Source organism: Xanthobacter sp. ZOL 2024, from assembly GCF_052932325.1.
This window is the reverse complement of sequence record NZ_CM128808.1, coordinates 630,353-652,151: the sequence shown is the minus strand read 5'-3', so window position 1 is coordinate 652,151 and position 21,799 is coordinate 630,353. Positions and strand designations below refer to the sequence as shown.

The 21,799-nt window shown below is 69.7% G+C and carries 25 protein-coding genes; 1 reads left to right on the top strand and 24 read right to left on the bottom strand.

The features are described from left to right. Window positions 1-134 precede the first annotated feature (134 nt). The 7 genes from ACU4E7_RS03220 to ACU4E7_RS03190 form a co-directional block, all read right to left on the bottom strand. Window positions 135-1,079: an electron transfer flavoprotein subunit alpha/FixB family protein gene (locus ACU4E7_RS03220; protein ID WP_447020626.1), complete on the bottom strand. Its 945-nt coding sequence runs from the start codon at window positions 1,077-1,079 to the stop codon at window positions 135-137. Beyond that, on the bottom strand, window positions 1,079-1,828 hold the full coding sequence (locus ACU4E7_RS03215; RefSeq protein WP_238120488.1) for an electron transfer flavoprotein subunit beta/FixA family protein: 750 nt from the start codon (window positions 1,826-1,828) through the stop codon (window positions 1,079-1,081). Before ACU4E7_RS03215 ends, ACU4E7_RS03220 begins: the two co-directional genes overlap by 1 nt. Window positions 1,829-1,982: 154 nt before the next feature. Beyond that, the gene (locus tag ACU4E7_RS03210; protein WP_447020625.1) at window positions 1,983-2,693 is read right to left on the bottom strand and encodes a rhomboid family intramembrane serine protease; all 711 of its coding nucleotides are present in this window, start codon (window positions 2,691-2,693) and stop codon (window positions 1,983-1,985) included. A 49-nt stretch (window positions 2,694-2,742) separates the two neighbouring features. Next, on the bottom strand, window positions 2,743-3,321 hold the full coding sequence (locus ACU4E7_RS03205; RefSeq protein WP_447020624.1) for a cob(I)yrinic acid a,c-diamide adenosyltransferase: 579 nt from the start codon (window positions 3,319-3,321) through the stop codon (window positions 2,743-2,745). 183 nt (window positions 3,322-3,504) lie between these two features. Next, on the bottom strand, window positions 3,505-3,699 hold the full coding sequence (locus ACU4E7_RS03200; protein WP_238120491.1) for a twin transmembrane helix small protein: 195 nt from the start codon (window positions 3,697-3,699) through the stop codon (window positions 3,505-3,507). Window positions 3,700-3,723: 24 nt separating this feature from the next. Next, entirely contained in the window at window positions 3,724-4,266 is a 543-nt protein-coding gene (locus tag ACU4E7_RS03195) for a TspO/MBR family protein (RefSeq protein ID WP_447020623.1), read from the bottom strand. A 48-nt stretch (window positions 4,267-4,314) separates the two neighbouring features. Then, entirely contained in the window at window positions 4,315-4,758 is a 444-nt protein-coding gene (locus ACU4E7_RS03190) for a host attachment protein (RefSeq protein WP_238120493.1), read from the bottom strand. Between the two features lie 312 nt (window positions 4,759-5,070). Here ACU4E7_RS03190 and ACU4E7_RS03185 point away from each other — a divergent pair, with 312 nt between their 5' ends. Continuing rightward, window positions 5,071-5,370: a hypothetical protein gene (locus ACU4E7_RS03185; protein ID WP_238120494.1), complete on the top strand. Its 300-nt coding sequence runs from the start codon at window positions 5,071-5,073 to the stop codon at window positions 5,368-5,370. Between the two features lie 160 nt (window positions 5,371-5,530). Here ACU4E7_RS03185 and ACU4E7_RS03180 read toward each other — a convergent pair whose 3' ends face one another. From ACU4E7_RS03180 to cybH, 17 genes are all read right to left on the bottom strand, one after another. Then, on the bottom strand, window positions 5,531-6,061 hold the full coding sequence (locus ACU4E7_RS03180; protein WP_447020622.1) for a copper chaperone PCu(A)C: 531 nt from the start codon (window positions 6,059-6,061) through the stop codon (window positions 5,531-5,533). A 124-nt stretch (window positions 6,062-6,185) separates the two neighbouring features. Continuing rightward, a complete protein-coding gene (locus ACU4E7_RS03175; RefSeq protein ID WP_447020621.1) occupies window positions 6,186-6,575 on the bottom strand; it encodes a DUF2946 family protein in 390 nt (129 codons plus the stop codon). Window positions 6,576-6,690: 115 nt separating this feature from the next. Next, window positions 6,691-9,057, bottom strand: coding sequence for a Tex family protein (locus tag ACU4E7_RS03170; protein WP_447020620.1), 2,367 nt, complete (start codon window positions 9,055-9,057; stop codon window positions 6,691-6,693). 258 nt (window positions 9,058-9,315) lie between these two features. Further along, on the bottom strand, window positions 9,316-10,299 hold the full coding sequence (locus ACU4E7_RS03165; RefSeq protein ID WP_447020619.1) for a phosphotransferase enzyme family protein: 984 nt from the start codon (window positions 10,297-10,299) through the stop codon (window positions 9,316-9,318). 609 nt (window positions 10,300-10,908) lie between these two features. Beyond that, window positions 10,909-11,970 (bottom strand): hydrogenase expression/formation protein HypE, encoded by a 1,062-nt coding sequence (gene hypE / locus ACU4E7_RS03160; protein ID WP_447020618.1) that lies wholly within the window; start codon window positions 11,968-11,970, stop codon window positions 10,909-10,911. Next, window positions 11,967-13,091: a hydrogenase formation protein HypD gene (gene hypD / locus ACU4E7_RS03155; RefSeq protein ID WP_447020617.1), complete on the bottom strand. Its 1,125-nt coding sequence runs from the start codon at window positions 13,089-13,091 to the stop codon at window positions 11,967-11,969. Before hypD ends, hypE begins: the two co-directional genes overlap by 4 nt. 4 nt (window positions 13,092-13,095) lie before the next feature. Further along, a complete protein-coding gene (locus tag ACU4E7_RS03150; protein ID WP_238120501.1) occupies window positions 13,096-13,407 on the bottom strand; it encodes a HypC/HybG/HupF family hydrogenase formation chaperone in 312 nt (103 codons plus the stop codon). Between the two features lie 19 nt (window positions 13,408-13,426). Further along, on the bottom strand, window positions 13,427-14,896 hold the full coding sequence (locus ACU4E7_RS03145) for a sigma-54-dependent transcriptional regulator (protein ID WP_447020616.1): 1,470 nt from the start codon (window positions 14,894-14,896) through the stop codon (window positions 13,427-13,429). Beyond that, entirely contained in the window at window positions 14,893-15,948 is a 1,056-nt protein-coding gene (gene hypB, locus ACU4E7_RS03140; protein ID WP_447020615.1) for a hydrogenase nickel incorporation protein HypB, read from the bottom strand. The genes ACU4E7_RS03145 and hypB overlap by 4 nt, the downstream gene beginning before the upstream one ends. Further along, window positions 15,948-16,289 (bottom strand): hydrogenase maturation nickel metallochaperone HypA, encoded by a 342-nt coding sequence (hypA, locus tag ACU4E7_RS03135; RefSeq protein ID WP_447020614.1) that lies wholly within the window; start codon window positions 16,287-16,289, stop codon window positions 15,948-15,950. Before hypA ends, hypB begins: the two co-directional genes overlap by 1 nt. Further along, a complete protein-coding gene (locus tag ACU4E7_RS03130; RefSeq protein WP_447020613.1) occupies window positions 16,282-17,388 on the bottom strand; it encodes a nickel-dependent hydrogenase large subunit in 1,107 nt (368 codons plus the stop codon). The genes hypA and ACU4E7_RS03130 overlap by 8 nt, the downstream gene beginning before the upstream one ends. Next, a complete protein-coding gene (gene hybE, locus ACU4E7_RS03125) occupies window positions 17,385-18,497 on the bottom strand; it encodes a [NiFe]-hydrogenase assembly chaperone HybE (protein ID WP_447020612.1) in 1,113 nt (370 codons plus the stop codon). The genes ACU4E7_RS03130 and hybE overlap by 4 nt, the downstream gene beginning before the upstream one ends. A 7-nt stretch (window positions 18,498-18,504) precedes the next feature. Continuing rightward, the gene (locus ACU4E7_RS03120) at window positions 18,505-19,356 is read right to left on the bottom strand and encodes a hydrogenase expression/formation protein (RefSeq protein ID WP_447020611.1); all 852 of its coding nucleotides are present in this window, start codon (window positions 19,354-19,356) and stop codon (window positions 18,505-18,507) included. A 10-nt stretch (window positions 19,357-19,366) separates the two neighbouring features. Further along, on the bottom strand, window positions 19,367-19,762 hold the full coding sequence (locus ACU4E7_RS03115) for a hydrogenase (protein WP_238120507.1): 396 nt from the start codon (window positions 19,760-19,762) through the stop codon (window positions 19,367-19,369). Further along, entirely contained in the window at window positions 19,762-20,094 is a 333-nt protein-coding gene (locus ACU4E7_RS03110; RefSeq protein WP_238120508.1) for a HypC/HybG/HupF family hydrogenase formation chaperone, read from the bottom strand. The genes ACU4E7_RS03115 and ACU4E7_RS03110 overlap by 1 nt, the downstream gene beginning before the upstream one ends. Before the next feature lie 12 nt (window positions 20,095-20,106). Then, window positions 20,107-20,730 (bottom strand): HyaD/HybD family hydrogenase maturation endopeptidase, encoded by a 624-nt coding sequence (locus ACU4E7_RS03105; RefSeq protein ID WP_447020610.1) that lies wholly within the window; start codon window positions 20,728-20,730, stop codon window positions 20,107-20,109. Window positions 20,731-21,038: 308 nt separating this feature from the next. Next, window positions 21,039-21,794 (bottom strand): Ni/Fe-hydrogenase, b-type cytochrome subunit, encoded by a 756-nt coding sequence (cybH, locus tag ACU4E7_RS03100; protein ID WP_447020609.1) that lies wholly within the window; start codon window positions 21,792-21,794, stop codon window positions 21,039-21,041. Window positions 21,795-21,799 lie beyond the last annotated feature (5 nt).

Here is a 21,799-nt window from a genome sequence, read left to right as displayed (position 1 = left end):
CCGAATAGGGATTGGCCCGGGCCGACGGCCCGGTGCCGGTGATCTTACGGCAAGTCACCATCGGGATAGAAGATCCCCACGGTCCTGCGCGTCGACGGCGGACGGCGGCCGCGAAGGTTCGCGGCCGCGCGTCCTCAGCCCTTGATCTTGGCGATTTCCGCCTTCAGCTCAGGTACCACGGTGAAGATGTCACCCACGAGACCATAGTCGGCCACCTGGAAGATGGGGGCTTCCTCATCCTTGTTGACGGCGACGATGACCTTGGAGTCCTTCATGCCGGCCAGGTGCTGGATGGCGCCGGAGATGCCGAGCGCCACGTAGAGCTCGGGGGCGACCACCTTGCCGGTCTGGCCCACCTGCCAGTCGTTGGGGGCGTAGCCGGCATCCACCGCGGCGCGGGAGGCGCCGACGGCCGCACCCAGCTCGTCCGCCAGAGGCTCGATCAGCTCGGCGAACTTCTCGCGCGAGCCGACCGCACGGCCACCCGACACGATGATCTTGGCGGCGGTGAGCTCGGGACGGTCCGAGGCGGCGATGGCCTCTTCCACGAAGGTGGAAACGGCCGGATCGGCCGCCACGGCCACCGCCTCGACGGGCGCCGCGCCGCCTTCGGCGGTGGCGGCGAACGAGGCGGTCCGCACCGTGATCACCTTCTTGGCGTCGGTGGACTTCACGGTCTGGATGGCGTTGCCGGCATAGATGGGACGCTCGAACGTGTCGGCGCCGTCCACCTTGATGATGTCGGAGATCTGCATCACGTCGAGCAGAGCGGCGACGCGGGGCAGAACGTTCTTCACCATGGCGGTGGAGGGGCCGACGATGGCGTCATAGCCCGGCGCCAGCGACACGATGAGCGCCGCCAGCGGCTCGGCCAGGCGATGCGCATAGAGCGGGTCGTCGGCCAGCAGCACCTTGTTGACGCCGGACAGCTTGGCGGCTGCCTCGGCCACCGCCTTGGCATCCTTGCCGGCCACCAGCACGTCCACCGGGGCGCCGAGGGCGGCGGCGGCGGTCAGGGCCTTGGCGGTGACGCCGTTGAGAGAAGAATTGTCGTGTTCGGCGAGAAGCAAAGTCGCCATCAGATCACCCCCGCCTCGTCCTTGAGCTTGGCCACCAGCTCGGCCACCGAGCCGACCTTCACGCCCGCCTTGCGGCCGGCGGGCTCCGCGGTCTTCAGCACCTGAAGACGCGGCGCCACGTCCACGCCGTAGTCGGCGGGGGTCTTTTCGGCGATCGGCTTCTTCTTGGCCTTCATGATGTTGGGGAGCGAGGCATAGCGCGGCTCGTTGAGGCGCAGGTCGGTGGTCACCACCGCCGGGCCCTTGAGGGTCACGGTCTGCAGGCCGCCGTCGATCTCACGGGTCACCGCGAAGCCGCCGTCTTCCACCGCGACCTTCGAGGCGAAGGTGCCCTGGGGCCAGCCCAGCAGCGCCGCCAGCATCTGGCCGGTCTGGTTGCAGTCGTCGTCGATGGCCTGCTTGCCGAGGATCACCAGGCCGGGGGCTTCCTCACCCACCACGCCCTTCAGGATCTTGGCCACCGCCAGCGGCTCCACCGCCGTATCGGTCTTCACCAGAATGCCGCGGTCCGCGCCCATGGCCAGAGCCGTGCGCAGGGTTTCGGAAGCCTGGGCCGGGCCGATGGACACCGCCACCACCTCGGTCGCCTTGCCGGCTTCCTTGAGGCGCAGAGCCTCTTCCACCGCGATCTCATCGAACGGGTTCATGGACATCTTGATATTGGCCAGCTCGACACCCGAGCCGTCCGACTTCACCCGGACTTTGACGTTGTAATCCACTACCCGCTTCACGGGCACCAAGATCTTCATAAAGGCGTGCTCCCCGTCTGACGATCAGAAGGTCCGGCAGCGCGCGAACGGCGCCGAGGCCTCCACTTCCTTCGGTTTCCCTGCATTGCAGCAAACCTTAGGGCCGGCAACGTAGGAGGGGGCATAAATCGTGTCAACGCTCGCGCTTGAATGGTCACCGGCCGCCCCCGCCACCGGATGGATCGCGATCGAACAGCGGCACTCCGCTCCGCCGCATCACCACCACCAGCACCGCCCCGGCGAGAAAGCCGCCGAGATGCGCCCACCAGGCGGTCTCCCCATCGCTGGCGGTCAGAATCTGCCACACCTGCAGGGCGAGCCATCCGCCGATCATCACATAGGCCGGCACCCGCAGGGGGATCTTGGCCAGCACCAGCGCCCACAGCCGAATGTGGGGATGCAGGATCACATAGGCGGCGATCACCCCCGCCACCGCGCCGGAGGCGCCCACCAGGGGCGCTTCCGAATCCGGTTGCGCCGCCACATGGGCGAGGCCGGCGGCGATGCCGCACAGCAGATAGAAGAGGAGGAAGCGCCCATGGCCCATGGCGTCCTCCACATTGTCGGCGAACACCCAGAGGAAGGCCATATTGCCGAGAAGGTGCAGCCATCCCGCGTGCAGGAACATGTAGCTCACCAGCGCAAGGTCGGCCGGCAGCTGCAGATAGCCCTCGGGCAGCACGGCGGCGCCGGTGAGCACCGCCGGAATGGCGCCGAACGACAGCATGCCCGCCTGCGCCGGGGCTCCGCCATAGCCCTGCTGCAGCAGCACGAACACCGCCAGGTTGAGGGCGATGAGCCCGTAGGTCACGTACGGCCGGCGCACGTGCTCCAGCGGGTTGCTGTCGGCAACGGGCACAAACATGGCGTCGTCCCCGGCGGAAGGAGGGAGGGGAAGCGGAACGGGCGGTGCCTCAGCGACCGCCGCCGGGCACCCACAGCACATCGGCGGTGCCGCGCCCGTTGGCGTAGCGACTGGCGACGAACAGCAGATCCGACAGCCGGTTCACATATTGCAGCGCCGGCGCGCTGACGGCGTCGGGGGCGCTGTGGGCGAGCTGCACCATGTCCCGCTCGGCCCGCCGGCAGATGGTGCGGGCCAGATGCAGGTGGGCCGCAGCCGGGCTGCCGGCCGGCAGCACGAAAGAGGTGAGGGGGGTGAGGGCGGCGTTTAGGGTGTCGATGTCGCGTTCCAGGCCATCCACCTGCGCCGGCACGATGCGCAGGGCCGCTCCCGGGGCCTCGTCGGCGGTGGCCGGGGTGCACAGGTCGGCGCCGAGATCGAACAGATCGTTCTGCACGCGGGTGAGAATGGTCGCCAATTCCGGCTCGCCGGCCAGGTACAGGCGGGCGATGCCAATGGCGGCGTTGGTCTCGTCCACCGCGCCATAGGCCGCCACCCGCAGGTCGTATTTGGCCACCCGCGCGCCGGTGCCGAGGCCGGTGGTGCCGGCATCGCCGGTGCGGGTGTAGATCTTGTTGAGCTTGACCATGGGCAGGGCCTCGAGGCTGGGGAGACACGGCGCGGGCGGTGGCGGCCGCGGGTGGGCTCGCATAGCGCACCCGGTTGCCGGCGTCATCTGGCGCCGGTGCATCGGCTCCGGCATGGGCCGTTCCGGCCGCTGACGTTCGGGCGGGCGTGGTGCCGGATGATCGCTCGCGGTGGCGCGCGTGGCCTATCGGTACATGGCGAACACCGTGGCGGCCACCAGCAGCACCGCCAGAAGCTGGAAAATGATGCGCAGCCGCATCAGCAGCTGTGAGCGCTGCGGACTGCCGCCGGCGGCGAAATTGAACAGGCCCAGCAGCAGCACGCCAGCCACCAGGGCCAGGGCCAGCGGAATGAACAGAGTGATGGACCAGTGGAGCATGGCGTTCCCCCGCCGCCCGCCGCGTCAGTTGAGATGCGCGATCATGGCATTGAGACTTGCGGCGTAGCACACCCAGGCCAGATAGGGCAGCAGCAGCGCCGCCGCCGGGCCATCCACCGCCAGCGCCGCGCGCACGGTGGCGGCGAGGGCCACCACCAGCAGTCCGATGAGCACGAGAGCGGCCTGGAGCGCGTGCAGGCCGAAGAAGACCGGGGACCAGGCGGCATTCAGCGCCAGTTGCACCATGAACAGAAGGATGGCCCGCCGTCGCGCCGGGCTGGGCGGGCGCTCCCACAGCCGCCACAGGGCGAGGGCCATGGCGGCGTAGAGCAGGGTCCAGGCCACTGGGAAGGCCCAGTTGGGCGGTGTGAACGCCGGCTTCTCGAGCCCCGCATACCAGCCGGGAATGGCCGGACGGGTGACCACGGCGCCGCTGATCGCCACCAAAGTGACGAGAACCGCGCACAGGGCCAGCCGCCCGGCCCGCCGGGCGGTGGGGCATGGCGGCTCTGGAGCGGGCGGTTCTGGAGCGGGCGGCACTGGAGCTTGGGGGCCGGTGGGCGCCATGGCGGAGCGTTTCCCGTTTCCGTTGATCCGGCGGTTCGTCTGGTTGGTTCAGGTGGCGATCAGCCGCTCGATCTCGTCCACCGGCATTTTCACCAGATCCTTGGCCACCTCACCGCTGACCAGTGGGCGCACGGCGGCGGGCAGGGCCTCGCGCAGCACTCCCAGCGCCCGCGGCGGCGCCACCAGCAGGATGCGCTTCACCTCGCCGCTTTCCACCAGCGCGCCGAGGCGGGCCGCCAGCCGGGTGAGAAAGGCGGTCTCGGCGGCATCATGGAGGTCGGGCTGCTCCACGGCGCTGCGGGAGACGCCGGCCGATTCGTGCACCCGACCGGGCCGCTCCGTGCCCTGGGCCGTGGTGGAGGGATGCGGCTCCGTCACGGTTTCCACCACCGTGAGCTTGGGTTGGGGGGCGATGCCCGTATCGGCGAACAGCAGCGCCTTCGCGCCGTCGGCCACCAGCACCAGACGGTTGGACTTGGCGAAGGATCCCATGGCTTGCCTCCTTGCTGCGTCATGTGTCCGGACGGTTCGGTCCGGCCATGCTCTTAAGGTTCCGCGGTGCCGGTCGAGGCGCCTTGCGGCGGATCAATGCGACGCGCGCGCCGCGTTGATCCCTGCGACGTTGCCGCCCGGCTGCGGCCTTGCCGAGAGGGGCGCAACCGTGAGAATATAACAGCTTAATCGCAGCGGTGCTCCGGCGTGTGCCCGGCGTGCAGCGGCGGGTCCGGATGGGGTTGGTTCCGGTGCCATTGGTTCAGATGGCACGGTCAGCCCTGCGCGGGTCCGCGGAGAGGGGAAGGACAGATGCCTGCTCTCGTCAAGTTCCTGGTCGGTCACGCGGTGATCGGCGTATCGCTGGCGGCGGTGTTCGTCGGCGCTCTGGTGGCGTTCGACGTGGCCAATCTCGGCACGCTGGTGCGCACCTCCTCCGATGGCCTGCTGGCCGTGGTGCTGCTCACCTTCGGTCTCGGCATCACCTTCGGCAGCGTGCAGATGGGCTTCGCCGTCATGCTGATGAGCGACGAGGACGAGCCGCCACGTGGTCGCCGCGTGCTGCTGCGCCGTCTGGTGCCCAGCTATGCCAAGGTGAAGGCCAGTCGCTGACGGGCCGGCGCGCCGGGCGCGTGCCCGCTGCGCGCGATCGTCGGTCGCCGTTTGCGCTCGCCGATAGTGTGTCCCAGTTCGTGCTGTTCGCCAGCTCTGCCCAGGCTCGTGCTTGAGGCCTCCGCGTCGCCGCGGAGGCCTTTTGCTTTGCAGTGGGCCCTCAGTGGCCGCTGTGGCTGCCGTGATCGGGGGCGCTGGCGCCGATGCCTTCCACCTTGAAGGTCACGTCCACGGTGCCGGCCTTCTCGAAGGTCAGGCTGCCCTTCACGCTCTCGCCCTGCTTCAGGGGGGCCTTCAGATCCATGAACATGATGTGGTAGCTGCCGGGCTTCAGGGCCACCTCGCCATGGGCCGGCACCGGCAGGCCGTCGGCCAGGGGGCGCATGGTCATGACGCCGTCCTTCATGGCCATTTCGTGGATCTCCACCCGGCCGGCCACCTCGGCGGTGGCGGAGACCAGGCGATCGGCGGCGCCGTCATTTTTCAGCACCACATAGCCGCCGCCCACCTTGGCGCCGGCCGGGGTCGCCCGGGCCCAGGGGTGGACGATCTCGATGCTGCCGATTTTGAACTCATGGGCGATGCCGGCGTCGACGGAGAACACCGCGAGGCCGGTGACGAGCGCGGCCCCCGCCAGGGTGCGCAGGGCCGAACGGCGGCTGGTGGAGCGGAAACGGGGAAGATGGGTCATGGAATGATGTCCGAAAATGGAGGTGACGCGAAGCGGCCACGGGGCCGCGCGGGATGGCATGTGCCCGCGCCGCGGCCCCGGCGGTGCCGGAGTGGACGGGTTGCGGGCGAGATGAGGGACAGGTTCAGCCGTGCGTCGGGGCTGGGGGCGCGCGCGCTTGCGGCAGATGTCCGCGCCGCTGCGGCGCGATGATCGCGCGCGCCGGCGGCAGAACCGCGGCTTGTGCGAAGCGCAGCGGAATGTCGAGGGGGCTGGCGGTGCCGCCAGGCAGGCCGAAGGCGAGGCCGCAGGCGCCGGCGACGCAGCAGGTGGGGGCGCCCGTCTTCGGCCCGCCGCCTTCCGGGGTCGGCGTCGTGCCCGAGGGGGTGCACAGCACCAGCCAACCGGGCGAAGAACTGGATGCGGTCGCCGCCGAGACGCCGAGCACCAGGCCCAGCAGCAGCGCCTGCAGCACGAGGCCATAGGCTGCAAGGAGAGCAGCAAAGGCGCGCAGATGCGAAGGCCGCCTCCTCACCGCTGCCGTCCCTCCCCGTGCTGGCGCCTGTTTCGCTTCAAGCTAGAGCATGTCCGCCGATTTCCCAAACAGGCTCTCAGGTCAACCCCCCTTGCAGGTCAGCCGCCCTTGCAGGTCAGCCCCCCTTGCGCCGCAGCGCCTCGGCCAGGGCCGCGCCGAATGCGCCCTGGTCTGGCTTGTCGTTGCCGCGCTTGCCCTGCGGGGGCGGGCCGCGCTTGCCGTCGCGCGGGGCGTTGGCGCGGTCGGGGGTGCCGCCTGCGGGCCGGCCGCCGGCATCGTCCTTGCGCATGGAGAGGGCGATGCGCTTCCTCTTCACATCCACATCCACCACCCGCACCTTCACCACATCACCGGCCTTGACCACCTCATGGGGGTCCTTCACGAACCGGTCGGCCAGGGCGGAGACGTGAACCAGCCCATCCTGGTGCACGCCGATGTCGACGAAGGCGCCGAACGCGGCCACATTGGTCACCGTGCCTTCCAGCACCATGCCGGGCTTGAGATCGCTCATCTCGTGCACCCCCTCGGCGAAGGTGGCGGTCTTGAAGGCGGGGCGCGGATCGCGGCCGGGCTTCTCCAATTCGGAGAGGATGTCACGCACCGTGGGCAGGCCGAAGCGCTCGTCCACGAAGGTGCGCGGATCGAGGGCTTTCAGCGCCGCCGTATCGCCCATCAGCGCGCGCACGTCGCGGCCGCAGGCGGCAACGATCTTCTTCGCCACCTCATAGGCTTCCGGATGCACCGCCGAGGCGTCCAACGGCTCGGTGCCATCGGGAATGCGCAGGAAGCCGGCGGCGAGCTCGAAGGTGCGCGGGCCGAGCCGGGAGACCTTCAGCAGTTCCTTGCGGGTCTTGAACGCCCCCACCGTATCGCGGTGGGCGACGATGGCCTCCGCCAGCGACGTGCCGAGCCCCGACACCCGGGCGAGCAGCGAGGCGGAGGCGGTGTTGAGGTCGACGCCCACGGCGTTCACCGCGTCTTCCACCACCGCATCCAGGGCCTTGGCGAGGCGGGCCTGATCCACATCGTGCTGATACTGGCCGACGCCGATGGACTTTGGCTCGATCTTCACCAGCTCCGCCAGCGGGTCCTGCAGCCGGCGGGCGATGGAGACGGCGCCGCGCAGGGACACATCGAGATCGGGCATTTCGGCCGCGGCGGTGGCGGAGGCGGAATAGACCGAGGCGCCGGCCTCGCTCACCACCACCTTGATGGGCTTCTTGCCGGCGGCATCCGGCGGCAAAGCGGAGAGGAGATCGGCGGCGAGCTTGTCGGTCTCGCGGCTCGCCGTGCCGTTGCCGATGGCGATCAGCTCCACCCGATGGCGGCGGATGAGGCTGGCCAGCTCCGCCATGGCTCCCTGCACATCGTTGCGGGGCTGGAACGGATAGACGGTGGAGGTGGCGAGCACCTTGCCGGTGCCATCCACCACCGCCACCTTCACGCCGGTGCGGATGCCGGGGTCGAGGCCCATGGTGGCCCGCGAGCCGGCCGGGGCGGCGAGCAGCAGGTCCTTGAGATTGCGGGCGAAGACGTGGATGGCCTCTTCCTCCGCCTTCTCCCTCAGCTCGCCCATGAGGTCGATGGTGAGGTGCAGCGAGAGCTTCACCCGCCAGGCCCAGCGCGCCACGTCCAGGAGGAAGGCATCGGCGGGGCCGCCATTGGCGAGGGGGATCTCGTAAGCCTCGGCCACCAGCCGCTCCACCGGCTTGATGGGGGCGGTGGCGTCCTCGTCCACGACGAGGTCGAGGGTCAGCATATCCTCGTTGCGGCCGCGCAGCATGGCCAGCACCCGGTGGCTGGGGGCGGTGGCCCATTTTTCCGCATGGTCGAAATAGTCGCGGAACTTGGCGCCGGCCTCCTCCTTGCCCTCGGCCACCTTGGCCTTGAGCACGGCCTGGCTCTTCATATAGGTGCGCAGGCGGCCCACCAGATCGGCATTTTCCGCGAACGTCTCCACCAGGATGTCGCGAGCGCCGTCGAGGGCGGCCTTCACGTCCGCCACCTGATCGTTGAGGAAGCGGGTGGCCAGCTCCGCCGGCACGCTTCTGCGATCGGCCAAAAGGGTTTCCGCCAGCGGGCCGAGGCCTTTTTCGCGGGCGATTTCCGCCTTGGTGCGCCGCTTGGGCTTATAGGGCAGATAGAGGTCTTCCAGCTCCGCCTTGGTGGTGACGGAGAGGAGCTTGCCGCGCAGGTCATCGGTGAGCTTGCCCTGGCCCTCGATGGAGGCGAGCACGGTGGCGCGGCGGGCCTCCAGCTCGCGCAGATAGGACAGGCGCTCTTCCAGGGTGCGCAATTGGGTGTCGTCGAGGCCGCCGGTGACTTCCTTTCGGTAGCGGGCGATGAAGGGCACCGTGGCGCCTTCGTCCAGCAGCCCCACCGCCGCGCTCACCTGGGCCGGCCGCGCGCTGATCTCGCCGGCGATGATGCGGGCGATGGCTTCGGTTTCAGCAGCCTTGGTGGCAGACGGCGTGGCGGCCATGGGGGATCCTTAACGCGGGTTTCGGGGGATGGTCCGGAGCAACTGGAGGCTCAGGCGCCCTGTCGCGCGAAGCGGAGACCGGTTCGCGGGCAAAAGGCGCCCCTGCGCAGCGCTGGAGCATGCCCCCGATTCAATGAACGGGCGAGTGCTCTAGCCCAGGGTTGCGGCGCTGTCACGGCGGGCCGGTGGATGCCGGGGCGAGGCCACGGGAAACGGCCCCCGCGTTTGCCGGTGATGAAGCGCTGCCCGAGGGGCGCCTCAGCCGTGGCGGGAGAGGAAGGCTTCGGCGAGGGCCACCGTGCCATCGGTGAAGGCGGGGCCGAGGGCCTGGGCGGCGGGGCGTTCGCCGTGGGAGGCGGCCCAGGCGGTGAGCAGGATGCGGCGCAGCATCACGAAGACGTCGAGCTGGGCGGAGACATCACCCGGCAGCGGCCGCTCGGCGCGATAGCCCTCCATCCAGGCGGCCTTCAGGGCCGGCACATAGGGTTCGTGCTCCAGGAAGGAGATGGCGGCGGCGAAATCATAGAGGAACCAGGAGAAGCCGCAGTCATCGAAATCGATGAGGGCGAGCCGGTCGCCGTCCACCAGCAGATTGGCGAGCCGCAGGTCGGCATGCACCAGGCCGAAGCCGTCCGGCTGTTCCAGCGGTCGCAGCTTGTCCTTCAGCATCCGCGCGGTGCGCTCCAGCAGTACCCGGCCCTGGTCGTCGAGACCGAGGGCGTTGCGGAAATCCCCCCACAACGGCTTGGCGCCCAGCGTGCTCTCGAAATTCCACACCTTGCGGGCGAAGCCTTCGGGGCGCTTCCAGCGGCGGGCATGGGCATGCAGCCGGGCGTGAAGGGTGCCGAGGTGGCGGAACCACGCCACCAGATCCTCATCGGGCGAGGGCTCGCGGCCGGGCATGAACTCGAAGGCCACCACATGGTGGCTGGCGCCCACCCCCGCCACATCGGCGATGAAGCCGCCCTCGGCGAGGGGGATGGGGCGCGGCGTGGTGATGACATCATCGGCGCGCAGCGCCTCGATCCAGGCCAGTTCCGACTTGATCTCGGCCCGGCAGCGGGCGCCGGACCGGTGCACTCGCAGCACCACATCGCCGTCGCGCCCGTCCTGCACCCTGTAGGTGGCGTTGTCGGACACGGTGATGAGGCGCATCTCCGCATCGGGATCGAGCCCCCAGCGTGGCAGAGCGGCGCGCACGCCGTCTTCGATGCGGTCGCGTTCGGCATGGGTGTCGAGCACGAGGGTTCTCCTGCAAAGCGGGGCTGATGTCAGAGGCTGAACGCCGTGGCCCTCATTCTGTTTCATCCGGCCTGCGCGGGATCAGCGGGGATCGCAGGCCCGTCGCGTCCTCACCTTCAGGCATGGGCCGCGTGAGCACGGCAGGGTCGGCGAAGACCCGCCGGCACGTAGCGCGGCTCATTCCCCCGCCACCGTTCACCTCCCACCAGCAACGTGTTCCTCTTGGTGCCCCTCCCTCTCCCGCTTGCGGGGGAGGGCCGGGGAGGGGGCAATCGCCAGTCACGTGAACCGAATTGCGAGGCGAAGGGCCGTGCCTCGAAAGTGAAAAAAGTTTCAAATGCCAAGTTCTCAAATGCCAAGTTTTCAAATGCCAGTTTCTGCGATGCAGGACGCCGTCCTGGCCCCCTCCCTCATCCTCCCCCGCAAGCGGGAGAGGGAACGCCCAACGATGGCCCGTCGTGCTTGAATGTCGATCGAGCTAAGAGGCTGGCCCAGCCAAGCCCCTGGGTGAAGACGGGGGATGCTACGCAGTCCGGCCGCCGCTTCACAAGCGGTTTTTGTTGTGCGCTGCGGGACCGGTCGACCTTGCGGCAGGTGCGTGGGCGGCCCTCAGCAGATGCGGGGCAATTGGTCGCCCACCAGCATGTCGACGATGCGTTCGCCGCCGAAGCGGGTCGCCATGGTCACCCGGCCGGGCCGGCCGCTGGTGATGGTGCCGATGGCTGCCGCATCGCGCCCGAGGGGGTGGGCGCGCAAAGCGGCGAGGGCCGCCTCCGCCTCGTCCGCTGGCACCACCGCGACGATCTTGCCTTCGTTGGCGAGATAGAGCGGGTCGAGCCCCAGGATCTCGCAGAAGCCCTGCACCTCCGGCCGCATGGGCAAGGCGAGCTCGTCCAGCCGCACGCCCACGGCGCTCGCTTCCGCCAGCTCGTTCACCACCGCCGCGACGCCGCCACGGGTGGCATCGCGCATCATGCGGATGCCCGGGGTGGCGGTGATCAACGTGGCGATGAGGTCGTGGAGGGGGGCGCAATCGCTGGTGATTTCCGTCTCCAGCGCCAGATCGCCCCGGGCGTTGAGGATGGCGGCACCGTGGTCGCCCAGCAGGCCGTTCACCAGCACCACATCGCCCGGGCGCGCCTTGGTGATGCCCACATCGAGCCCGGCGCGCACCACGCCGATGCCGGTGGTGGTGATGAACAGCTTGTCGCAGGCGCCGCGGGCCACCACCTTGGTGTCGCCGGTGGCGATGGCGACGCCGGCGGCGCGGGCGGTCTCGGCCATGGAGGCCACCACCCGGCGCAGTTCCTCCACCTTGAGCCCCTCCTCGATGATGACGGCGCAGGAGAGCGCCACCGGCACCGCCCCGCCCACGGCAAGGTCGTTCACCGTGCCGCACACGGCCAGGGTGCCGATGTCGCCGCCGGGGAAGAACAGGGGGTCCACCACGAAGCTGTCGGTGGTGAAGGCGAGCCGGTCGCCCTTGGCGGCGAGGGCGGCGAGATCGAACCGCGCCTGGTCCTCGGGAGCCGGGTGGCCGGCGCCCGAGAAGGTCGAGAGGAACACGTCGTCGATGAGGTCGCGCATGGCGCTGCCGCCGCCCCCATGGGCGAGGGTGATGGTGCTCTGGGTGAGCGCGCGGCGGCGGGTGGGCGTTGCGGGGGCGTTCATGCGGCTTCTCCCCTCAGGCCGCCGTATTGGTAATAGGCGGCGCACGATCCTTCCGACGACACCATGAGCGCGCCGAGCGGCGTTTCCGGCGTGCAGCCTTTGCCGAATTCGGGGCAGGCCCAGGGCTTTTCCGCCCCGGTGAGCACGGCGCCGCAGCGGCATTGGGCGGGGTCCGCCACCTTCACGTCGGGCACCGCGAAGCGGCGTTCGGCATCGAAGCGGGCGAAGGCCTCGCGCAGCCGCACCCCGGAGCCGGCGATGGAGCCGAGGCCGCGCCACTCGAAGGTGGGGCGCGGCTCATAGGCCTCCGTCACCGCCTTCAGGGCGGCGGGGTTGCCATGGGGCGGCACCACCCGGGCATATTGGTTCTCGATCCGGGCGTCCCCCGCCTCGATCTGCCGCAGCACCATGAGCAGCGACTGCAACAGGTCGATGGGCTCGAAGCCCGCCACCACCAGGGGCTTCCTGAATTCGTCGGCGATGAAGTGGTACGGCTCGGTGCCGATGACCATGGAGACATGGCCCGGGCCGATGAAGCCATCGATGCCGAAATCCTCCTGCTCCAGCAGCGCCCGCAGGGTGGGGATGATGGTGATGTGGTTGCAGAACAAAGAGAAGTTCTCCACCCCCTCGCGCGCGGCGCGCAGCACGGTGAGCGCGGTGGAGGGCATGGTGGTCTCGAAGCCAAGGCCGAAGAACACCACCTCGCGCTCCGGGTTGCGCTTGGCCAAAGTGAGGGCGTCGAGGGGCGAATAGACCATGCGCACGTCGGCGCCCTCGGCCTTGGCCTGCAGCAGGCTCTTCTTCGAGCCCGGCACCCGCATGGCATCGCCGAAGGTGGCGAAGATCACCTCTTCGCGCTCGGCGATGGCGACGCAATCATCCACCCGGCCCATGGGCAGCACGCACACCGGGCAGCCGGGGCCATGCACGAATTCCACCAGATCCGGCAAAAGCCCTTCGAGGCCATAGCGGAAGATGGCGTGGGTGTGCCCGCCGCACACTTCCATGATGGCGAACGGCCTGTCGCGGCCGCGTTCCAGCCGGGCGGAGATGGCCTCGATCTCCTTCACCAGCGCCCTGGCCAGAGCGGGATCGCGGAATTCATCGACGAAGCGCATGGGCTCACTCCTGTCCGGCCGGCTGGGAGGCGAGGGGGGCGATAGCGCCGGCGGTGAGCGCCTCCATTTCCGCCGCCGCCTCGCCGATCTCGGTCAGCACCTTGAGGGTGGCGGCGGCTTCTTCCTCGTCGATGACGCTCATGGCGAAGCCCACATGCACCAGCACCCAGGCCCCCACGAGATCTGCGAGGGGCGCGCCGGGTGCGGCCACGCACACCACGTCCACAGTGCGGCGCACGCCGGAGACATCCACCACGCACAGCATGGCCTCCTCATCGGCGACGGCGACGATGCGCCCAGGAATGCCGAGACACATGGCGGTTCTCCGTTCGTCTTCAATGGGGCTGGGCGAAGGTGCGGTCGCGGGCGATGCCGTAGCGGTCGAGTTTGGCCCGGAGCCCCACCCGCGACAGGCCCAGCTCCTCCGCCGCGCGGCTCTTGTTCCAGCGGCAGCGCACCAGGGTTTCGGTGAGGATGGAGGCTTCCATGCGCTCGATGCGGTCTTTCAGCGGGCCGGACTCGGCCAAGGTGATCACCTCCGGCTCGGCGCGGGCGGTGGTGATGGCCGCTGCCCGTACCAGATGGGGCGAGAGCAGGTCGGCGCCCAGGGTCTCGCGCTCGGCCAGCACCAGCATGCGGGTGATCTCGTTCTGCAGTTCGCGCACGTTGCCGGGCCAGTCATAGGCCTGCATGCAGGCGAGCGCCTCGGCGCTGAAGCCCTTGGCGCGCTTGCCGTGCTGGGCGGCGAGGGCATCGAGGATGCTCTGCGCCAGCACCGGGATGTCGGCGCGCCGCTCGCGCAGCGCCGGCAGGGTCAGCACCATGGCGGAGAGGCGGTAATAGAGATCCTCGCGGAAGCGGCCCTTGGCCACCTCGCCGACGAGGTCGCGATGGGTGGCGGCGAGCACCCGCACATTGACGCGCTTGGCCTCGTTGGAGCCCACCGGGCGGATCTCGCCTTCCTGCAAAAAGCGCAGCAGCTTCACCTGGAAGGCGGGGGAGATGTCGCCGATCTCGTCCAACAGAATGGTGCCGCCATCCGCCTGATCGAGCAGGCCGATGCGGGTGACGTGGGCGCCGGTGAACGAGCCTTTCTTGTGGCCGAACAATTCGGATTCCAGCAGCTCGTCGGGGATGGCCCCGCAGTTCACGGCGAAGAAGGGGCGGTCCGAGCGCAGGCTCGAATAATGGATGGCGCGGGCCAGGAGTTCCTTGCCGGTGCCGGTCTCCCCATGGATCAGCACCGGCACGTCGAAGGTGGCGACCTTGGCGCCGCGGGTACAGGTGTCGGAGAGCGGGCTGCCGGGGGCGCGGATCAGCGTGTCGAAATGGAAGATCTGCGCCACCCGTTCCCGCTGGGCGGCGAGGCGCGCCTCGGCGGTGGTGGCGGTGAGCTTCATTTCGAGGCTCAGCCGCTCGTGCTCGCGTTGCAGATCGAACAGATGGGCGGCGTTGCGGGCGGCGAGCAGCAACTGGTCGGGATGCCAGGGCTTGGGGATGAACTGGTAGATGCCGGCGGCATTGATGGCGCCGATCATGTCCTCGGGCTCGCTATAGCCGGTGACGATGATGCGCAGGATGTCCGGCCAGCGCTCGCGCACCTCGGTGAGCAGCGCGACGCCGGAGGTGCCGGGCATGCGCTGGTCGCAGAAGATCACCTGGATCCACTCGTTCTCCAGGATGCGCCGGGCCTCGTCGGCGCTGCCGGCGGTGAAGACGTCGAATTCCTCGTCGAGCACGCGGGCGATCACCTCCACCGAGCGCGGCTCGTCATCCACCACGAGAAGGGCGGGGCGGCGGGTCATGAGTGGGCCTCCCGCGCGGCGAGGAGGCCGGCGGCGGCGCGCAGGGTGCGGGCCTTGGCCTCGGCGGCGATGGCGAGGGCCTCGAGCCGACTGGCGCGCCGTCGCTCCAGCCAGGCGAGCCAGCGGGCGAGGCCCACCTCACCGCGGGCGGAGACGCGCAGGATCTCCGCCTTGGGGTTCACCCGGGCGATGTTGCGCTCCAGCGCCGCCATGTCCGCATCCACATAAGGCGCGAGGTCCGCCTTGGTGATGAGCACGAGCTCGGCGCCCTGGAAGATGTCGGGATATTTCAGCGGTTTGTCGTCGCCTTCCGCCACCGAGATGAGGGTGATTCGGGCGCTCTCGCCGAGATCGAAGGCGGCGGGGCACACGAGGTTGCCCACATTCTCGATGAACAGCACGCCGCCTTGCGGAAGGGGCAGCTTTTCGAGGGCGTGGCCCACCATGTGGGCGTCCAGGTGGCAGCCCTTGCCGGTGTTGATCTGAACCGCCGGCACGCCCACGGCGCGGATGCGGGCGGCGTCATTGTCGGTCTGCTGGTCGCCCTCGATGACGGCGGCGGGCAGCCGGCCGGCCAGGGCTTTGAGGGTTTCCACCAGAAGCGTGGTCTTGCCGGCGCCGGGGCCGGAGAGGAGATTCAGCGCCAGGATGCCGGCGGCATCAAGCCGGGCGCGGTTGGTGCCGGCATAGCCGTCGTTCTTGGCGAGGATATTGGTCTCGATCTCCACCATGCGGGCCTGGCTGAGGCCCGGGGCATGGGCGCGGGCCGGGCCCTGGCCGTAATCGAGGGTGCCGGCGCGCTCCTGTGGCGCGGTGTCTTGCGGCGCGGTGTCTTTCGGGTGGGCGTCTTTCGGGTGGGCGTCTTGCGAATGGGCATGGCTGTGAGTGGTGCCGTCCGCATGGGTATGCACGGCGCCGCCATGGTCATGTGCATGAGCGTGCGCGTGACCATGGTCATGGTCATGATGATGGGCGTGATCATGCCCGTGGTCGTGACCGTGGGCCTCGGAAATGGTGGCGCCGTCACCGGCGCAGCCGCACACCGTGCACATCACATCACCTCCAGGTCTTTGATGGTCATTTCGGTGCCGCCATTGGGCACCAGCCGTTCGCCGCCGCAGCGGGGGCAGGGATCGAGCCGGTGCGCCAGGGGCACCGTATCGCCGCAGTCGAAGCACCAGGCGGTGCCGGGCTCGTCCAGCACCACCAGTTCGGCGCCTTCGGCGAGCGAACCCTGCATCACCACGTCGAAGCCGAAGCGCAGCGCCTCCACCTCCACCCCGGCGAAGCGGCCCACGGCGAGGCGCACCCGGGTGACCTTGGAGAAATTCTGGGTGCGGGCCGCGTCTTCCATGGCGGAGCGCAGGCTTTCGCACAGGGCCATCTCATGCATCGGCGAGGGCTCCTTGCAAATCGAGGGTGACGGGCACGCACGGATTGATGGCGCTGATCAGGAAGCCCGCCACGAAGGCGGTGTCCGGCCCCGGCGCAAGGCGCGCGAAGGCCTGCTCCAAGAGCCCGCCGGGGGCGAGGTTCCAGGTGCTGGGGGAGAGGATGCGATAGTCCGCCACCCGGCCCGCCACCACCTGCGCCCCATGCCCGAGCAGGCCTCGGGCGGCTTCCGCATGGCCGAGGCTAAGGGTCGACTGGCCGGCGGACCGGTCCGCCCGTGTCGCGCCGAAGGGCACGAGGGGCGCATCGCTGATGCCCGGCATGACCGCGCCCAGCGAGAGAAGATCGGCGAGCCGCGCCAGCAGGCGCACGAACAGGCTCGGCCCTTCGGCGGCCAGCAGTTCAGCGAAGAGGGGCGTGGCGCCCACCCGGCCGAGGGCGCCGGTTTCGCGCAGGGGGAAGGGTGCCGGCTCCGGCGGCGTTGCGCCGCGTGCGTGCGGCGGCGGCTGGAGGTCGCCAAGCAATGCCCGCTCCAGATCCACCCGGCCGAGCTCGGGCAGGCCGGCGCGGCCACAGGCGGGATCGAGCCGGCGCAGGCGGGCGAGGATGCGGGCGGTGGCGGTGGGGCCCGCCGCCAGCCAGCGGTTCAGCGCGGCGACCGATTGGGCGGTGAAATCCTCCGTCGCGCGCCGTTCGCCCACAAGCGCACCGGCTAGCGCAGGTCCCCCACCCGCAGGTGCCCCACCCGTCGCTGCCCCACCGGGCTGGGCGAGGGTGGCGAGGGCGGCGCGGTCCGGCGCGCCGCCGCAGAGGCTCGGCCAGGTGTGGAGAATGGCGAGGGCGTGGTCGCGCCGGCTCTCCCGCATCATGGCGTCCGCATCGGCTTCCGCCAGCAGGCCCAGCGCCCGGGCGGCGGCGAAGCCGTGGGCCGCGCCGCACAGATTGAAGATGCGCGGCGCCAGGCGGGCGGCCTCCGCGACCGCGCGCCCTTCCAGAACCCGCGCCGGATCCGGCCCCTCGGCGCGCACGAACCGCCAGCCGTCGCCCTTTGGCGCGCGGGTGATGGTGAGGCGCTGGAGGCTGGCGCGGGGGGCGGTCATGGCCGGGCTGTCCCTGCGTCCGCAAGGGCGTCATCCGCCGACACCATCCGGTCGCTGGTCGCGCCGGTCCGCGCCGGTCCGCCCGCCGCCATGGGGTCCGCAGCGGCCTGACCCGCCGCCACCGGGTGTTCGGCGGCCGGGTGCCCGCCGGGCTGGCGTTCCGATGTCTCGCGCCCGGCCTCCTGCGCCGTGGCCTCCTGGCCGGCCGCATCCTTGGCCGCATCCTTGGGCGCATCCTGGCTCGCGAGGCCGGGGCCGAAGATGAGGGCGCGGCGCGACAGGGCGGAGGGCGTCTCGCGTGCGGGCGCCTCTGCCGCCGCCAGGGCGGCGCGCTGCGCCGCTTCTTCTTCCGCCTGCCGGGCGGCCGCGTCCTCGGCGCGCTGGCGGATCTCACCGGCGCGGCTGCCCTCCTCGCGATTGGCGGGATCGAGCAAGGCGGGGATGATGGCGTCCGCCGTCTCCACCGCCTGCAGCATGGAGGAGAAATCGAACATGGGAGAGAACAGCGAGCAGGCCCGGTAGGGCCCCGTCTCCGGCCGTTCGGCGGAGAGGAATTCATAGGTGCCGGAGGGAAAATCCATCAGCGCCCGGGTGCCGGTGGGCAGGCCCGTCCAGTCCTCGCCGGGCTTCGGCAGCGCGATGATGTTCATGAACCACGGGGTCACCAGCACGCCCACCACGCGCCCCTCGAGAATGCGGAAACCCACCGCCTTCACCGAGAGCGCCCCGTTGACGAAGGGCACCCCCTTCATGCGGGAGGCGTTGATTTCCTGGAACACCGCTTCCAGCCTGCCGGGGAGGGTGCGCAGGGTTTCGTCCAGCGCCGCGTCCTCGGGGGAGGGGGCATCGACCACGGCGGTGGCGCCGGCGACGCCGCCATCGAGCACCATGAACTGGTCGCGGGCGCCGTCGCACACCGGGCAGCGCCAGTCGTCCGGTAGATCATTGAAGGCGGTGCCGGGGGGCACCTGCCAGGTGTCGCAACCCTCGGCCGGGTCATAGACGTGCCAGCACACCTTGCATTCGAGCCGGGCGGTGGGGGCGAGGCGGGCACGATCGCCGAGGTAGGAGCCCTCGAACCGGCCATGGGGGAAGGCGGAGATGTTCATGGCCGCCTCACGAAATGGCCACGAGCACGTCGGCGAGCCGCTCGGCGGAATCGGCGATGTCCTCCGCCGCCGCGCACGCCACCTCCGGCACCTCGCACAGTTCGATGGTGTCGAGAATGAGCATGTCGGTGGAATTGTAGAAACGCACCCGCCACACGCCTTTCAGCGCCGCCGCATCGATGCGGCAATTGCCGTAGCCGCGGGAGAGCACCACCGTCGCGCCCTGGCCCAGCCGGGCATCCAGCATGGCGAGGTCTTCCGGCGTGTGCGGCAGCAGGGAGAGGTTGATGACATGGGGCGGCGCCCCGGGCGTGAGGCTGCGGGTGCGGTGCTCGATCTCCACCAGCAGGGTGGGGGCGTTGAAGATGCCCGGCCCACCCTCGGATAGGGTGGCGGTGTCGATGGCCCAGTTCGGGTCGTGGGCGCGCAGGATGGCGCCGCGCGGGAAGGCACCCACCTCCACCCGGTCGGCCCCGGCGGCGCCGCGCAGGCGCCACACGCCGGCAAAAGTGGCTTCCTGGATCTCCATGGCCCGGCCATCGGCGCCGGCCACCTTCACCGCCACTTCGCCCTCGCCCAGGGTCTCGTCCACCAAAGCGAGATTGTCGGCATCGAGATGGCTGAGCGGGATGGTGAGGCTGCCCCCCGGCGTCCAGGCCTTCAGGGCATCGAGGATCTCGGCCACCACCTCGAGGGCGGGGGCAAAGCGGGCCTTGTCCTCCACCTCCGGCAGGTGGGCCTCGAAAATGCGCATGCCCGAGGGCATGGGCAGATAGGCGAGGCCTTCCTCCTCGGCGGTGGGCTGGCTGCCGGGGCCAAAGCCCATGGGGGCTTGGGTGGCGAAGGGGCTGGAAGCCATGGGGAAAGCCTCAGTGGGTGGCGGTGGAGGGGGCGTCCATCAGGGCGCCGAGGCGGTCGAGATATTCATCCCAGTCCCGCATGCGGGAGATGGCGCCCAACGGCACGCCGGCGCGCAGCACCACGATGGCCGGCAAGGCGAGGTTGAGCGCCTCGCGGAAGGCGGCTTCCGCCTTGGGGCCGGCCACCGCGCCGCCGATCTGCGCCTCGCCGCCCAGGGCCTTCACCAGCTCGGGCAGCACCACGGCGATGTCGGGGCTCTCCAGGTGCGCCTTGCCATGGGCGGGCAGCAACAGAAGATGGTCGCGGGCATCGAGGGCGGCGGCATCCTCGGCGGCTTCGACATAGGCATAGGCGCGCTCGGTGAGGAGGCGGCGCACCAAGGGGTGGAGGGCGTCCTGCGACATCAGGCTTCCTTTCGGCCGGCGGCATAGGCGGCGGCGAGGTGGGGCGGCAGCTCGGGCTCGCGATCGGCGAGATCGGCGAAGGCGCGGTCGATCCGGTCGGCATCGGCCTCGCCGGCCATGATGGCGGCGACGCCCGCCAGCGCCTCGGTGATGAGGCGGGCTTCCTCCGCCTCCAGCAAGCGGCGGGCGGTGCCCTGGAACACCAGCACGTGGTCGCCCACCCGGGCCTCCGGCACCAGGCACAGGTCCACCCGCTCGCTGCGGTCCTCGGCGAGGCAGGAGGCGAAGGCGCCGTCGGAAGCGATGATGCGCATGGGCAGGCCGAGACACATGGGGGAAGGCTTTCAGCTGCGGGCGAGAATGCGGGGGTCGCCGATGCGGCAGGCCTCCTCGGCGCTGGGCCGGCCGGTTTCGTAAGAATCGCGGGCGATGGGGGCGGCGATGAAGCCGTCATCGCGCCGGGGGCGGGGCTGCGGGGTGATGCCGAAATCGGTGGCCAGCACCTCCAGCACCCTGGCCGCAGCCGGCGCCACCTGGGCGGCGACGGTGGCGGTGAGGCCGCCGCCGTAATCGTCGAGAATTTCCGGCTGCACGCCCACCAGCACCATGTGCCCGGGGGTGTGGCCGCGCAGCGCCAGAAGGCCGAGGATCTCCTGGAAGCCGGTCTGGTGCAGGCTCACCTTGCGGGTGGCGAGCACGGCGGGCACCGCCTCATCGGCCAGGATGTGCAGGGTGCCGGGGGGAAGGCCGTAATCCACCGCATCGACGATGACGACGCCGTCCGCCTCTTCCAGATAGGGCAGGAGATAAAGGCCCTGGGTGCCGCCATCGAGCAGGGTGACGGTATCGGGAAAGACGTGGTCGCGGTCGAGGGCCTCGAGCACGCGCACGCCGAAGCCTTCATCGGCCCACAGGATGTTGCCGATGCCGAGCACCAAAATGCGCGCGGGTATACATTCGTCGGCCATGCGACGCCTCCGTTCGGCCTGATCCTCCCACGGCGGTCTGCTGCCGCCTGAATGGAAGTGGACCAATTCAAAGACCGTGCCAGGGTGGGCCGGGGCCTGCTAACGCCTTGATCGGTCTTGCCGGCATTGCATACCTTCCGGCATGGCTGCAGCTTAAAATGGAAGGATAATGTCCGATATTCTGCAAATTTGGAAATCTGAAATCCAATTTTTGCCGGAGCGGGCATGGACCGGCTCCGCTCACGCGGTTCAGCAATGCAAAAGGGCGCGGCCTTGGCCGCGCCCTTTCAGGTTGCAGGCCGGACGCCTCAGTCCGGATCGTCGTCGCGGAAGGTGCGGTAGCCGTTGGTGATGGCCGAGACCATGGACTGACGGCTCATGATGTCCTCGCGGATCACCGAATAGACGTGGATGATAATGAACAGGATGATCACCCACATGCCGAGGTGATGCAGGGTGTGCACCTGCATGGAGCCGCCGAGCAGCGGGATGACCCAGCCGAACAGGTTGTTCTGCCAGGAGCCGAGGCCGGTGCCTTCCGAATAGAGGGCAAAGCCGGTAACGATCATGAAGATGAGCCCCAGCACCATCACCAGGAACAGGAAGGTCTGCGCCAGGGGATTGTGGCCCACGAACTTCAGTGGCCGGGGCTTCAGGAAGGCATACCACTGGATCTCGGTGAACAGGCCTTTCCAGAAGCTCTTCTTCCAGAGCGGCAGGGTGAACAGCTCGCGGGAATATGTATTGCCCACGAACGCCCACGCCACCCGGCCGATGAAGGCCACGGCGAGGATATAGCCCGCCGAGAAGTGGATGAAGCGGATGGTGCCCATGAGGTAATGGGCGCTCGCCTCCCCCGACAAAGTGGGGAAGGGCGAACCGATGAAATAGCCGGTGACGCACAACACCACGATGCACAGGGCATTCACCCAGTGCCACAGGCGCACCGGCGCCTCATAGACATAGACGGTGGTCAGGGACTTTCCACCCTTCACCGCGGCCGTGGTCGCGGCCGGGGCGCGGTCCGCCGGGGGGGCGGTGCCGGGGATCGATGCATCGGTCATGGCTC

Excerpts from the sequence above, each read along its gene's own strand:
- ACU4E7_RS03220 (WP_447020626.1), bottom strand. The coding sequence starts at position 1,079 with ATGGCGACTTTGCTTCTCGCCGAACACGACAATTCTTCTCTCAACGGC.
- ACU4E7_RS03215 (WP_238120488.1), bottom strand. The coding sequence starts at position 1,828 with ATGAAGATCTTGGTGCCCGTGAAGCGGGTAGTGGATTACAACGTCAAA.
- ACU4E7_RS03210 (WP_447020625.1), bottom strand. The coding sequence starts at position 2,693 with ATGTTTGTGCCCGTTGCCGACAGCAACCCGCTGGAGCACGTGCGCCGG.
- ACU4E7_RS03205 (WP_447020624.1), bottom strand. The coding sequence starts at position 3,321 with ATGGTCAAGCTCAACAAGATCTACACCCGCACCGGCGATGCCGGCACC.
- ACU4E7_RS03200 (WP_238120491.1), bottom strand. The coding sequence starts at position 3,699 with ATGCTCCACTGGTCCATCACTCTGTTCATTCCGCTGGCCCTGGCCCTG.
- ACU4E7_RS03195 (WP_447020623.1), bottom strand. The coding sequence starts at position 4,266 with ATGGCGCCCACCGGCCCCCAAGCTCCAGTGCCGCCCGCTCCAGAACCG.
- ACU4E7_RS03190 (WP_238120493.1), bottom strand. The coding sequence starts at position 4,758 with ATGGGATCCTTCGCCAAGTCCAACCGTCTGGTGCTGGTGGCCGACGGC.
- ACU4E7_RS03185 (WP_238120494.1), top strand. The coding sequence starts at position 5,071 with ATGCCTGCTCTCGTCAAGTTCCTGGTCGGTCACGCGGTGATCGGCGTA.
- ACU4E7_RS03180 (WP_447020622.1), bottom strand. The coding sequence starts at position 6,061 with ATGACCCATCTTCCCCGTTTCCGCTCCACCAGCCGCCGTTCGGCCCTG.
- ACU4E7_RS03170 (WP_447020620.1), bottom strand. The coding sequence starts at position 9,057 with ATGGCCGCCACGCCGTCTGCCACCAAGGCTGCTGAAACCGAAGCCATC.
- hypE (WP_447020618.1), bottom strand. The coding sequence starts at position 11,970 with ATGAACGCCCCCGCAACGCCCACCCGCCGCCGCGCGCTCACCCAGAGC.
- hypD (WP_447020617.1), bottom strand. The coding sequence starts at position 13,091 with ATGCGCTTCGTCGATGAATTCCGCGATCCCGCTCTGGCCAGGGCGCTG.
- ACU4E7_RS03150 (WP_238120501.1), bottom strand. The coding sequence starts at position 13,407 with ATGTGTCTCGGCATTCCTGGGCGCATCGTCGCCGTCGCCGATGAGGAG.
- ACU4E7_RS03145 (WP_447020616.1), bottom strand. The coding sequence starts at position 14,896 with ATGACCCGCCGCCCCGCCCTTCTCGTGGTGGATGACGAGCCGCGCTCG.
- hypB (WP_447020615.1), bottom strand. The coding sequence starts at position 15,948 with ATGTGCACGGTGTGCGGCTGCGCCGGTGACGGCGCCACCATTTCCGAG.
- hypA (WP_447020614.1), bottom strand. The coding sequence starts at position 16,289 with ATGCATGAGATGGCCCTGTGCGAAAGCCTGCGCTCCGCCATGGAAGAC.
- ACU4E7_RS03130 (WP_447020613.1), bottom strand. The coding sequence starts at position 17,388 with ATGACCGCCCCCCGCGCCAGCCTCCAGCGCCTCACCATCACCCGCGCG.
- hybE (WP_447020612.1), bottom strand. The coding sequence starts at position 18,497 with ATGAACATCTCCGCCTTCCCCCATGGCCGGTTCGAGGGCTCCTACCTC.
- ACU4E7_RS03120 (WP_447020611.1), bottom strand. The coding sequence starts at position 19,356 with ATGGCTTCCAGCCCCTTCGCCACCCAAGCCCCCATGGGCTTTGGCCCC.
- ACU4E7_RS03115 (WP_238120507.1), bottom strand. The coding sequence starts at position 19,762 with ATGTCGCAGGACGCCCTCCACCCCTTGGTGCGCCGCCTCCTCACCGAG.
- ACU4E7_RS03110 (WP_238120508.1), bottom strand. The coding sequence starts at position 20,094 with ATGTGTCTCGGCCTGCCCATGCGCATCATCGCTTCCGACGGCGCCTTC.
- ACU4E7_RS03105 (WP_447020610.1), bottom strand. The coding sequence starts at position 20,730 with ATGGCCGACGAATGTATACCCGCGCGCATTTTGGTGCTCGGCATCGGC.
- cybH (WP_447020609.1), bottom strand. The coding sequence starts at position 21,794 with ATGACCGATGCATCGATCCCCGGCACCGCCCCCCCGGCGGACCGCGCC.